Source organism: Neobacillus driksii (assembly GCF_013409995.1).
Classification (GTDB): Bacteria; Bacillota; Bacilli; order Bacillales; family Cytobacillaceae; genus Neobacillus; species Neobacillus driksii.
On sequence record NZ_JACCBX010000003.1, the window covers coordinates 318,618 to 330,659 of the forward strand.

General features: G+C 38.6%; 7 protein-coding genes. All 7 read right to left on the reverse strand.

The genetic code is table 11. From position 1 onward, the window contains the following. Positions 1-35 precede the first annotated feature (35 nt). The 7 genes from F4694_RS07910 to F4694_RS07940 all read right to left on the reverse strand — a co-directional run bounded on the left by F4694_RS07910 (position 36) and on the right by F4694_RS07940 (position 12,023). Entirely contained in the window at positions 36-1,379 is a 1,344-nt protein-coding gene (locus F4694_RS07910; protein ID WP_179596595.1) for a NosD domain-containing protein, read from the reverse strand. Positions 1,380-1,454: 75 nt separating this feature from the next. After that, a complete protein-coding gene (locus tag F4694_RS07915; protein ID WP_257029170.1) occupies positions 1,455-2,342 on the reverse strand; it encodes a carbohydrate ABC transporter permease in 888 nt (295 codons plus the stop codon). A gap of 23 nt (positions 2,343-2,365) precedes the next feature. Then, positions 2,366-3,253 (reverse strand): carbohydrate ABC transporter permease, encoded by an 888-nt coding sequence (locus F4694_RS07920; RefSeq protein WP_257029171.1) that lies wholly within the window; start codon positions 3,251-3,253, stop codon positions 2,366-2,368. Positions 3,254-3,346: 93 nt separating this feature from the next. After that, positions 3,347-4,681, reverse strand: coding sequence for an ABC transporter substrate-binding protein (locus tag F4694_RS07925; protein ID WP_179596597.1), 1,335 nt, complete (start codon positions 4,679-4,681; stop codon positions 3,347-3,349). 941 nt (positions 4,682-5,622) lie between these two features. Then, positions 5,623-5,757, reverse strand: coding sequence for an aspartyl-phosphate phosphatase Spo0E family protein (locus F4694_RS32090; RefSeq protein WP_308806320.1), 135 nt, complete (start codon positions 5,755-5,757; stop codon positions 5,623-5,625). 182 nt (positions 5,758-5,939) lie between these two features. Further along, positions 5,940-11,345, reverse strand: a complete 5,406-nt coding sequence (locus F4694_RS07935) for a GH32 C-terminal domain-containing protein (protein ID WP_179596599.1) — start codon at positions 11,343-11,345, stop codon at positions 5,940-5,942. A gap of 60 nt (positions 11,346-11,405) precedes the next feature. Beyond that, complete coding sequence (locus F4694_RS07940; protein WP_179596601.1) at positions 11,406-12,023, reverse strand: YesL family protein; 618 nt, start codon at positions 12,021-12,023, stop codon at positions 11,406-11,408. Positions 12,024-12,042: the final 19 nt, after the last annotated feature.

Below are 12,042 nucleotides of genomic sequence, written 5' to 3' on the forward strand. Positions count from 1 at the left end.
TTGGTAGATTTCCTCTTTTTCAACATTATACCCTATTACTGTCCTGACGTTGGAGTGGCCCTGAGTGCATTTACAGTTTTGTCTATAACAACCTGTGCATCACTTCCCGAATCAAGAATCGTATTTTGAAGCGATTCTTTTTCTACCAATACTGTTGTTATGGTAAGCGGCACTGATGCTTCGGTAGTTAACAAAGCTTCTACTTGAGCAGAGAAACAAGAATCACTGATCTTGGCATGAACCTCCGTGGCAACAACATGATTATTAGAAATATAATTTCCATTACCCGAAACAATACGTATGATTACAGGTGTTGCACCTACTGGCTTGATGTTCTGAGTATTAATTACTTCAGAAAAGTGATTAGCTATTACAGAATTATTATTGCCACTGATATAGAGGAGACCATACAAATCATCTAAACCATTGTCTATTCCCAGAAAAGGAGTCCAAGGTTCATGGTCACGTAAAAAGTGATTTGAAGAAACCAGGTTTTCCGAACAATTTTCCCTGAATACCACCATTCCTGGATAAAATGAATGAAGTCTATTATTTGTGATACTAGAACGTGTCACACCATCAAAATAGATACTGCTCGCACCTCGTGGAAAAACATTATTAGCTGTAATCAAAAGTCCACCAAAATTTTGAGCGTAAATTGAATATCCTTTAAAACCGGCTCCTATTAAGTTATCGGTTATTTTTGAAGCCTGTCCCCAGCCTCGCAGTTCTATACAGTTCCCACATTCAGCTATGAAATTATCATGTATAGTCAGTGCATCTGCATGATAAATAGTAATTCCATGCTCTAAATACACAAACCCCATGCCTGTAATCCGAAATGAGTCACAAGCACTTGCAACATAAATACCCGTTTTCCCGTTAGTGTATGTGTTTTCCGGTTTTGTTTCTCCTGAACCATCTTCAATAAAATGCAAACCATCGATACAAAAGTTAGAAAACTCTACCGAACTTATTCGGGGACTTCCACTTCGTTCAACATAAAATGCAGCTCCTTTATATTCCTCGTCATTTACTTCTAGGGGAATATCTACGAGAATGCGACTTCCTCCCGGCCACAATTCATGCAAATCCGCCCATTCTTTCTCAGAAGTATTAAAACGAATACTCGAAGATGTAAACCCGTGTCCAGAACCCATAATTTTAAGATAACTGATGTCTATAACTACTTGACTGCCAAGATGATAATCTCCCGGTGGAATATAGATAACCGCACCCGGCTTTCCACCTTTATTTACATCAGTGTCAGTTTGCCTACTTTTAATATCTGCTATCATGCTATTGATTACCTCACCAATATCCGCATACGGATTACCGACAGGCCACTCTGTTACGTCGTAATAATTTTTACTAGCCATTAATAAATTCTCCTATCAATTTAGTGTGTTTGTTCATCCGCAATTTGCTTTTTTTCACAGATCAAGATGAAGTCGTTATTCTTTCACTGCTCCTAACGTCATGCCGCTTACAATATAACGCTGTATGAAAAAGGAAAATATCATAACAGGAAGACTAAATGAGATGGCCGCCGCTGTCATTGGACCTAAATCAAGATTATACGCAGTTAAAAATTCTGAAATGCCTACTGTCGCCGTTTTGGCATTCGTACTGGTCATGAGTAACGAGAACAAGAAATCATTCCAAGCTAACATAAAAGTAAAGATAGCAGTCGTTGCCAGTCCAGGAAGTGACACCGGAAGAATAATTCTGATAAAGGCCCCGATCCAGCTGCATCCATCCACCCTTGCCGCTTCATCAAATTCCTTTGGAACCGAGTCAAAAAAACCTATCATTAACCAAATGGCAAATGGTACATTTAAGCTGGTATACACCAAGATTAAAGCAAAATGGGTATCAATCAAGCCCATACTTTTTATAATCATATACATCGGAATCGCAATACTAATCATTGGTACCATTCTGATCACTAAGGTAAATAACAAAAAGTAACTTCCTGTTATGGAAGAAAACCTAGAAATTCCATATGCAGCCATGGCACCAAAGAATACGCTTAAAATGGTGCTTGCGCCGGCCGTAATTAAGCTATTAAAAAAATATTTTCCTATAGGCAAGTAATCTAACATTTTTATATAATTTTCTATCGAAAATCTCGAGGGCCATAAAGTCGGTGGTGCAGTAACTGCCTCGGCGGATGGTTTCAACGATGTTAATAGCAGATAGAGATACGGACCTAAGAATAATAAAGCCAGCAAACAGGTGACCACTAATACCATTAGTGTCCATATTTTATGCTTAAAATGAAAATTAGCAAACCGAACTGGTTTTTCAACGATCGTTTCTTTTATTGGCATGTGGGCCATGATCTATTTCACCTCTCCTATCATTAATGTGTTCTCCTAGGTGACCACATTTTTGTAATGAAGAAGGAACTTAGGACTAATAAAATGATGATAAAGATGACGGCCATGGCACTTGACTGCCCCACTTCTCCATAACGGGTCAATGTCTTATACATATAGGTACTTAGCAGCTCGGAAGAAAAACCTGGTCCTCCTTGCGTTAGCACCCACACAATATCAAATGTTCTTGCAGCATCAATCATACGAATTAATAGGGCTACGGTGGCGACTGGGATAAGAGAAGGAAAAGTAATGTAACGGAACTTATGCCATTTATTGGCCCCATCCATATCAGCAGATTCATATAAACTAATAGGAATTCCTTTAATACCTGCTAATAGAACGAGCATAATGAAAGGCGTTGTTAACCAGATGTCTGCAATAATCGTAGAATAGAGTGCAAAACGTGAGTCTGATAACCAGAGTATTTGATGCGGGTCAGAAAGGATTCCAAGTTTATAAAGCCCCCAGTTGATAATGCCGAATTGATCATTAAGCATAAATTTCCAAATTATTCCTGTAACTAAAGGTGCCAGCATAAGTGGGCTTAACAATAGAGTCCGAATAAATTGGCTTCCTTTAAAAGCATTGCTGAGAAGCAAAGCAAGGATAAGCCCTAAGATAAACTCGAAACCCACCGCTACTCCTATATATACCACTGTGTTCCAAAGGGCTTTTAAAAAACGTTCGGAAGTCAACGAGTTTGTATAGTTTGCAAAACCGACAAATTCTCGTAATGAAGGATTAATGATATCAATCTTATAAAAACTGTCTCTAATTAAAAGAAAAATTGGATAGACCAGAAATACCAGCATAAAGATCCCAGCAGGAAAGAAAAAGATCGTCGATAACGCCCCATTTTTGAGTCTCAAGAAAACCGCTCCTTTCTATCAAAATGTTATTTTTTAGAACCTTTTCATTGAAAAAAATAGTCCAATGAAAAGATTCTATTTAAAAATATTATTTTACTGTGGCGGTAATAAATCTTTGATTACATCTGCTGCCCAATCAAGTGCCTCTTGAGGTGTTTTTTCACCTGAAAGTGCATATTGCACGGCTGGAATGAGTGCTTCACTTTCAATTTCTTGCCATTCCTTAATAGCAGGTCGATTTTGTGTTTGTGGTCCGCTTAATGTCGTCATAAGCGGTTTCAAATGTTCATAGCCCTGCTGCGTACTATAACTTTCAAATACAGATTTTCTCGCTGCTACGCCCAATGATTTCATAAATAGTTCATTCTTTTCATAAATAAAGTTGAGGTACTCCTTGGCAATCTCCTGTTTTTTGGAAGAACTAGGAATAACCTGATACCATGGGCCTGGGACAGCACCTATTCCTGCTTTGCCGCCAATCATTGGAGCACTTCCAACTTTTCCTGCTACCTTTGATTGTTTAGAGTCATTTGAAGGGACATAAAAGTGACCCCATGCAAGCATCATCGCAGATTTCCCATTCCAAAATAGCTCAGAAGTTTCAGCAGATGCCATTTCAAGTGCACCTGATGGAACCGATTGATCCTTTTTCAAAAGATCAACTAAGAATTGTAAAGAATCAACATACGGTTTCGTATTGACAAGAACTTTACCTTTATCACCAACTACCAATGGTTTCGCACCTGCTTGGGCTGCATGATCAAGCCAGCTGGCTACTGCATCTCCATTGTTCGCACCAAAGACCGTTGTTCCGTACATATCCACTTTTCCATCATTATTGGTATCTTTAGTAAAAAACTTGGCAACATCACTATATTCATCCCATGTTGTTGGGGGATGTAGCTCATATCCATACTTCGCTTGGAAATCAGCTTTGTTCTTTTCATCTTCGAAAAGATCTTTACGGTAGATTAAATTTTTGGCGTTCGTCCATACCGGCATTCCATAAACCTTACTCTGATAACTTCCGCCTTCTACTAATCCTGGGAATAGATCATTTTTAAGGTCATCTGTCATGAGATCTTCTAACGGTAAAAGTCCGCCAGCTAAAGCAGGAAACCAAAGTATATCGATGGTTGCAACATCGAATGCTCCTGCCTGTGAAGCTACCTCAGCCTTAAGTTTGTCATAGACTCCGGTATAGGGAACGGATTCAATTTTAACTCTATAGCCTGTTTCCGCTTTAAATTCCGCAGCGGTTTCTTTTGCTGCCTTAAAGGCCGGGCTTCCTCCTTCAACAAGAACCGTAATCGTTTTGTTATCACCTTTTGCTTCGGAACTTCCTGTTTTTTCTCCCGAACAACCCGATAAAAAGAGAGATGATACTAATAATAATGAAACAATTGATAGGATCCCTTTTTTCTTCACCGTAACAAGCCCCCTTAATTATTAAATAAATGATCTATCCCACAAACCATGTTCAGGCCATCTTCTTGGAAGACGAGATAAGGCTGCTATACATTCATTGATCATTCTCCTCCATTGTTATAATTCTTTTTAAGTATTTGTTAACGGTTACATATTGAAGTAAATATGCTTAAACTTATATTTCTTATTGCCCCCTCTTTCGTTTTTATTAAATCTTCTTTACACCTTTATTGTAAGTTCAAATCTATTTTTATAAAATTCTAACTTTTTTAGATAAGGTTATATATATTTAGAACTTTTTTAAGAGCCCCAGGTCCCCAAATCATCTTTTAAAACCGGAAAAAAAGACATATGCTTCTCAAAGGGAAATCAGGCATTCAGACAATAAAACTATAGATCTATTAGTTTTCGTTTGTGATCCAATTGACCGCGATCCAGACTCAGTAGGTGTGTTAAAGTTTGTAAAGAGATTGCAGGAGCAAAATCAAAAAAAGCAATAGAATCCTGTCTCTTGCCTCCCCCTTCAGAATATAAAGTAAAACGCTATCACACTGGCAGCGTCCTATTTTTATGATTGTTTAGTAGCCTTTTTTCGCTAACAGGAGCTGCCAATCACACCTGCACCGATTTTTATTGGAAATAAGGAACGGCCTTTTTATTTATTATAAATATGCTTATTTTGTTTCAAAAACGAAATACTGAGGTTGTCTCTACTCTAGCTAAACTCACCCGTTACTTGATTAAGAAAAGCTATCCTTCGTTTTTGAAGCATCGCCCCAGTTACTTTAAGTGAAAGTTTTCACAATCACTTTTCTTATACTGGGTAAAATCACTATTAAGGCATGCGCGATATATTGTTTAGCTTAAATTTATTTAAATTTGATTATAAAATATTGGGTTTCTCTACGTTTAAATTACGCAGACGTTTTTCTTAGTAATATTCATGTTAAATTTAATAAATTATCAACCTCTTGACTGAGATTAATGGTTTCTTCAGCAGTAAATCCTTTAGTCATTCCGACTGAAATCATTTTTTTTCTAAGCTTTTCAATGCGTTTAATTAAATCTTTATTCACAAATATACGCCCCTTATCAAAATTAATAAATGATTTTACCAAGTGAAAGCAAATGCAATAAAAAGGTTTTTATTAGAATTTGTCGGCTGCTTGAAATAAAAAGCCTCCAAATATTATTAGTTATTATTTGAAGGCTTTAAAAAATAATAGGTTAATACTGCTTACGTTTTAAAGATTTCTACTTAAGGCTTTTCTTCAATTTGAACTGGAACATTTACATCATCTAAATTAATGTGGCCCCAGCCACCAGTATGCTTATCGACTACTTGAATATAGAGGTTTTTACCTTTATATTCTGATGCATCCCAAAAGACACGCCGATAGGCTTCACCATTATGACCAGTGGCTTTCATTAGAATTTCATTTGTTTCTGCATCGACAAGAGCAACATAGAGAAGCTGCTCATCTGCCCCTCCGGAGGTTAAGAAATCAATTTGACCATCCCCCCCAAGCGTAAAGTTTTCAGATTTTAATATACCTGTAGCTGAATCTCCACCCTGATCAGGGTTAAAGCCCCATAGATGGTACCTACTTGGGTCTATCGAAGTTGTTGCCTGCCCGAATGGACCACCCCAGCCCCAATCAATTTTATTTGTAACATGATTATCTGTGAATGTATTTCCTTCCACAATGGTCCAGCCTGACAAATCACCTGTTTGGAAATCATGATTTGTTAATTCACCATGTGGAATTTCTTCCTGTTCGGATTCATCCCCATAATATGCTGGGACAACGTCGTCACTATAAGCTGAGCCCATCTCATTTACTTTCATCGATACAATTTTAGCTGTTCCATTTTGACTCCACAGTTCAAATCCTAAAGCGTCCGCTCTCGTTGGATATGCTCTTGTGGTGATGCTTTTTTCGCCATTAGCATAGGCTTCAATCATGGATCTGTCTAGGAAGATATGAAGCTTTAAATTTTCCCCATCTAAAGAAAGGGTTCCGGCACTGCTTGTTTTAGCGATGTCAGGATCTAAACTCATTTTAGAAGCATCTACACCAAATTGTTCGGATGATTCATCAAAATATAAGTTTACTTCTTCTGATGAATCGGACGATTGACGTACTTTAATACCATACTTTTCATCCGAATTCGCTTTAATCTCAAGTGTAATTTCTAGCATATCACCTTTGATTTTCGCTAAACGCTTATTCGCTTTTGATATCGTTGAGTTTTTAATATTAATAATTTTTTCACCACGAAGCGTCTCTAATTCCTTAATCGGTTCAACTCCGAGCTCACCATTATCCAGCAAAGACAATTCTAAAGGTAAACCAGCGTTATGTGCCCATCCGGCATCATAATGCTGCGCATCCGTTCTTCTGTCTTGAGCAATGCTAAAAAGAATAGAACGTCCTTGTTCATCAATCATCCCGCTAGGTCCTGTAAAGTGTTCACCATAATCAAATAACTTAGGCTCCTCATGATCCGGGATAAATTTATTGTTTACTTTGTCCCATGAACCAACCCAATGGAATACATATTTTACGTTATGTTCACTATAGCTTTTGAACCAAGGATTGATAAAGAAGGCATACTTCTGTTCGCCATTACCATCTTTGCCAATCGGAAGGAACACCGGCAATTCCCATACATCACCTGTTTTCGGATTCGCCTTGGAATCTCCAGTAAAGAAAGGACCGACATACTCCCAATTTTCCAAGTTCTTTGATTTGTAAAGTAACGCTGTCCCACCAACATTCTCAATACCAGAACCCACTATTTGATACCAAGTATCTCCGTCCTGCCAAACAAACGGATCACGGAATTGACCATACATGACTTTCCCTTCCTCAGCTGGTAAATCAGGCTGTTGGACTGTGACAGGTTTATCTAGCATTTCCCACTTTTTCAGCATTGGATCTGTTACATCAACAGGCTTAGCTAAGCCTGTCATTTGATTCGGAGTCTTGCTATCATCTCCTGCGGTAAAAAATAATGCCGGATCACCATTTTTATCAAAAGTTGCCGAACCTGACCATACACCATCTGGTGAAACACCTGAAGGTGCTAAAGCAACAGGTGCATCTTCCCAATGAACCATGTCATCACTTACGGCGTGACCCCAATGGATTTGGTGCCAATATGGCCCCTGTGGATTATGCTGATAAAAAATATGATATTTTCCATTGAAATAAAATGGAGCATGTGGCTCATTCATCCAATGACCTGGTGAAATAAAATGATATTGTGGTCGATAACGATCTCCATCATACACACTTCGATCGAACGATAAATCTGGACTAGGCAATTGACTATTTTCAAAGCTGTCAATTACTTGAGAATAATTCGTTTTAATTTCTTCATCAGATAATGCTTTATTATAGATTTTTAATTCATCGATCATGCCATTAAACATATTAGCCGTGAACGCACTTATTACAGCAGCTGTATTGTGTTTTCCGATTAAAAGATCGTTATCAGAAGCGGTAATCGTTGCATTTCGCGGAGTATCCACTTCTCCAGCTAGTTCACCATTTAAAAACAATTTCATCTTTTTCGTGTCTTGATCAAAAGTGGCAGCAATATAAGACCATTGATCTTTTTCAAGGATTTTATCTTCTTTTGCCCACACTTCTTTCCATTCTCCGTTTAGACCTGCTTGAAAGGACCATTTACCATGTCGGCCCATTCCTAAAATAAAGCCTTCCCCGCGTGCTTTGTTATGCTGATTAACAATCGCAGAAAGCTGACCTAAATCTCCCCATTCATAGGAACGCGGTGCCACCCAAGCTTCAATTGTAATGGCATCACTAGGCTGGGCCGATTTTTTTACAGACTGCTTCATATAGGTAGAATACCCATCAAATAAAAGCGCATTATTGACAACCCCTTTCCTCCAATGAGGATCGGTAGATGGCTTAAACTTTGCATCATTAAAGACATATTCGACCTTTAAATTTTCATTTTTAACTGTATCAAGAGCGGTATTCCCTTCATTTTCGTCAAATTTCAAATGACTTAGAATTCCACGGCTTTTTACTTGAAAATCATCGAGGTTTAAATGGCCAAATCCTCCAGGATGTTGGTCAACTACTTTAATAAAGACCTGTTCCCCTAAATAGTCTGCCGCATTCCAAGTAACACGATTGTAAGCCTCAGATTCCGGTCCTGTCGCCTTAAATAACTCCTTACCATCCGAGGCACGGACGAGCGCAACATATAAGTCGTATTTTGTTCCGCCATCCATTTCATCTCCTCCTCCTAAAAGGAACGAGATTTCTCCATTACCCGATAGAGTAAAGGTGTTGGATGTTAAACTTCCCGTTCTTCTATCTGTTTCTTCAGGGACGGCACCATGAAAGCCCCATAAATGATAATTTCCTTTATGTCCAAACGGAATTTGAGTGTCCCAATAGGTTGATTGATCAGTGACAGTTCCATCAAATGCATTTCCTTCCGCTGACCATCCTGCTAGATCTCCAGTTTCAAACCCTGGGTTTATTAGGTCGTTGGGAACTCTCTCATCTACATTGTAGACATGAAAATCATCGACATTAATATGGCCAAATCCTCCGGAGTGATAGTCGACAACTTTGATATAAAGAGCTTCACCAATAAACTCTGAGGCATCCCAAGTTATTCTGCGATATTTTTCGGTATTTGCCCCCGTTGCCTTCATTAGTTCCTCGCCGGTGGCTGCATGAACAAGGGAAACATACAATGTATTTAGATCTTGTCCTCCGCCGACTAAGAAGTCAATGACTCCGTTCCCCCCAAGGACAAAAGGAGATGACTTCATCATTCCTGTTCGTAAATCAGACTTGTCGTCGCTAGTCGCCCCTCGGAACCCCCACGCATGATAGGTACCTTGGTGCTCAAACGGACCACCCCAAAATTCACTTATATTAGAGACTGGTTCTCTAAACGCGGAGCCTGTAACGGTCCATCCGGATAAATCACCCGTTTCGAAATCAGGATTTTCGATTGTATTCGGAAGGTTATCCACATCTACCTCATCTACATACCTAGTAAAATTTGCTTCTTTCAACGGATAATAGGATAGCGAATTTATCGTTACTTCTCCGTCTTTTGCATATAACTCTATATTTTTACTGAATTCGCTTGGGAAGATTTGATTGGTAAATACGGTTGTACCCTCTTCAGCAAATACCTCGACAGATGAGCGGTCAACGAGAAGTTTCATATTCAAGATCCCATCTTTTACGGACAAGTTCGTCTGCTGGATAGAAGGGAATCCTGGATGAAAATCTGTCTTACCTGACTGTCTTCGGTCTACAGCCAATTTGCCTTCTGCGATATTATAGGAAATCGTCGTAGCTTCATTGTCGCTTTTACGGACATGAAATCCTAATTCTTTTGCTGTTGTTTCATTAAGATTAAATTCCGCCTCAATCTCAAACATTTCAGCTTGAATATCATTTAATAGATTTTCAGAAGTGAATTTTTTATTCTCAATCTTTACTTCATTCGCTGTATCTCGTAAACTCGTTAATTCTTCGATTGGCTGTTGTTTTAAAAGAATCCCTTCCTCTTTCTGAACTAACGATAACGCGCGGGGAATGGTGGCAGAACCACGCCAGGTTGAAGTTGGAATTTGTCCAGCATATTGAGCAGGATTATTCATCCACCCAAGCCATATTCGGCGGCCATCTTCTGGTTGGTTAACGGTATTGCTCCATGTTACAGCCGCGTAAAAATCAGCCCCGAAGTCTGCCCACTTTAATTCGTCTGTGCTTTCATCAGGAGTAAATGTAGTTCCATTGAAATCTCCAACATAGTAGTGCATGCCGGTTCCACCAGTTGGTGTAGGATTGATACTTACCGTTAAAACCCATTTTGAGCCGGTTTGGTTTCCGTTAGCTTCATATACGGGCAGCTCGAATAAATCGGGACATTCCCAAAGACCTTGTTCCGCTGCTTTTGGATCGGAAAATTCACTTACCTTTTTCCAATCTAATAGATTACTAGATGAATAGAAATCAATACGTTTCCCGCTCGTTATAACAAAGATCCATTGCTTGCTTTGCTCATGCCAAAAAACCTTTGGATCACGGAAAACACCTGAACCTCCGCTGCTTGCCTTAAGATCATTAGGCATTGTTAGAACTGGATTTTGTGGAAGTGTTGTCCAAGTTCTGCCATTGTCCACACTATAGGTGGCGCTTACATGTTGGTTATCACCGCCAAGTTCACTTGTATAAAGTGCTACCATCGGTGGATTTTCCTTTGTTCCCAAACCAGAGGTATTTTGATAATCCACTACAGCACTGCCTGACCAGGCAAAACCATTTTCATCTGGATAAATTGCAATAGGGTAATGCTCCCAGTTTACTAAATCTTTACTAATGGCATGCCCCCAATACATCGGTCCCCAAACTTTATCAGTGGGATTATGCTGAAAAAACAAATGATACTCTCCGTTATAATATACCATTCCATTTGGATCATTCATCCAGTTTTTTATAGGTGAAAAATGATATCCTGGGCGATAGTTTTCGTTATTTTTCACTGGAAGTGTAGCAGCTTTAACACTAGTAAAATACGGAATAAACGATTGAATCGTCAATATAACAATAATAAACACATGGAGGAATTTGTTCCCTTTTATGACTTGATACATGCCATCACCTTTTTTAGGAAAATTTTCATTACGTTTTGCTCTTTCCTGATGTGCTGAGTATCACAAATCGCGGTTAGATTTCTTCAGGTCAAGGATCTGATTAAACCAAATTTGGCATAGGTAATAAACCGCATAGGCTGTGAAACTACCGATGAATAATATCGTGACTGGATAAAAATAGATTAGAGTGAAACACACGCCAACAATGACCAATAATAGAATCGTTAAGACCGGATTCATAAGTGAGAAGAAAAAGGCATTCCGGATAACCCATTTCCAGTTTAGTTCAAAATGGACCATAATCGGAAAAAGGTATATCGATATCGAACAGAATAATAAAATGCCAAGAACTAAGATGATATAAAGAATAAGATGAATAATTGAGGACTCTGGCTGAATGAGACGATAATCAAATAACAAAAAAATGCCAAGCACAGTCCAAAGGACAGAAAGGATTAAACTTTGTTTGAAGTTTTCTTTTAGCAGTGCAAGGAAATTTTTAAACATACCGTCCGTGTCGTTTTGCATAATTCGTTTTCGAACAACACCAAACAATGCAGCAGTCGCTGGGAAAAAGGTAATTAGGGGAAGCGAAGTAATAAACCATAATAAGTTTAGTAGAAATAAGTCTACAACGGTATTCAATGTCTGAAATAATCTGCTGTTAAAAATTTTCATTCTAGTATCCCCCAATTAC

What these genes read in the sequence shown, in the direction of transcription:
- F4694_RS07910 (WP_179596595.1), bottom strand. Translation starts at nt 1,379, where the DNA reads ATGGCTAGTAAAAATTATTACGACGTAACAGAGTGGCCTGTCGGTAAT.
- F4694_RS07915 (WP_257029170.1), bottom strand. Translation starts at nt 2,342, where the DNA reads ATGGCCCACATGCCAATAAAAGAAACGATCGTTGAAAAACCAGTTCGG.
- F4694_RS07935 (WP_179596599.1), bottom strand. Translation starts at nt 11,345, where the DNA reads ATGTATCAAGTCATAAAAGGGAACAAATTCCTCCATGTGTTTATTATT.
- F4694_RS07940 (WP_179596601.1), bottom strand. Translation starts at nt 12,023, where the DNA reads ATGAAAATTTTTAACAGCAGATTATTTCAGACATTGAATACCGTTGTA.